Here is a 1,313-nt window from a genome sequence, read left to right on the forward strand (position 1 = left end):
TGGGTGGTGTCAGGTCACACCCACAACGCCCTACGCGCCCAAGCCACCCGACTCGCCCAACACCTACGCCACCACCCCCACACCAACCCCACCGACATCGCCCACTCCCTCGCCACCACCCGCACCACCCTGAACAACCGCGGCATCATCGTGGGCTCCACCCACCAAGAACTCCTCACCGGCCTCGACCACCTCGCCACCGCAACCCCACACCCCAACACCACCCAAACAACCACCCCCAACACCACCCCCACCAAACCCGTCTTCATCTTCCCCGGACAAGGCCACCAATGGGCAGGCATGGCCCTCGACCTCTGGGACACCTCCCCCACCTTCGCCACCCGCATGAGCGAATGCGCCCAAGCCCTCTCACCCTGGACCGACTGGGACCTGGAACACGTCATCCGAGCAACCCCCGGCGCCCCCGGACTCGACCGCGTCGACGTACTCCAACCCGTCCTCTTCTCCGTCATGGTCTCCCTCGCCCACCTCTGGCGCTCCAACGGAGTCCAACCCGCCACCGTCATCGGACACTCCCAAGGAGAAATCGCCGCCGCCTGCGTAGCCGGAGCACTCACCCTCCAAGACGCAGCACAAGTCGTCGCCGTACGCTCCCGCATCCTGCGCCGACTCTCAGGACGCGGCGGCATGGCCGTCATCGCCCGCAACCGCCACGACACCGAAAACCTCCTACGCCCCTGGAACAACCACCTAGCCGTAGGCGTAGTCAACGGACCACAACTCGTCACCGTCTCCGGCCAAACCCAAGCCCTAGAAGAGTTCCTCACCACCTGCGAAACCCAAGAAATCCGCCACTGGCGAGTCGACGTGGACTACGCCTCCCACTTCCACGGCGTAGACGAAATCCGAGACGAACTCCTCCACGAACTCCAGGGCATCACCCCCCAAGACAGCGACATCCCCATCGTCTCGGCCATGCAAGCACGCCCGATCCCCGGAAGAGAACTGACCACCGAATACTGGTTCCGCAGCCTGCGCGAACCCGTCCTGTTCGAAAACGCCGTCCACACACTCCTGGACAACGGCCACCGACTCTTCGTGGAAACCTCCGCCCACCCCGTACTCAAAGTAGGCCTGGACCAAACCGCCGAAGCCCACGGCACAGACATCACACACGTAGCATCACTACGCCGCGACCAAGGAGGATGGGACCGCTTCCTCCTCTCCCTCGGCGAAGCATTCGCCCACGGAGCCAACGTCAACTGGGCCAACCTGCACCCCAACGCACAACGCGTCGACCTACCCCCCTACGCCTTCCAACACACCCGCTACTGGCTCAACGAACACCACCG

General features: G+C 64.4%; 1 protein-coding gene. It reads left to right on the forward strand.

From position 1 onward, the window contains the following. Positions 1 to 6: 6 nt before the first annotated feature. Positions 7 to 1,313, forward strand: a 1,307-nt coding sequence (locus D457_RS0131565) for an acyltransferase domain-containing protein (RefSeq protein WP_160167426.1), incomplete at its 3' end; no start/stop codon positions are given.

Source organism: Nocardiopsis valliformis DSM 45023, assembly GCF_000340985.1.
Lineage (GTDB): Bacteria > Actinomycetota > Actinomycetes > Streptosporangiales > Streptosporangiaceae > Nocardiopsis > Nocardiopsis exhalans.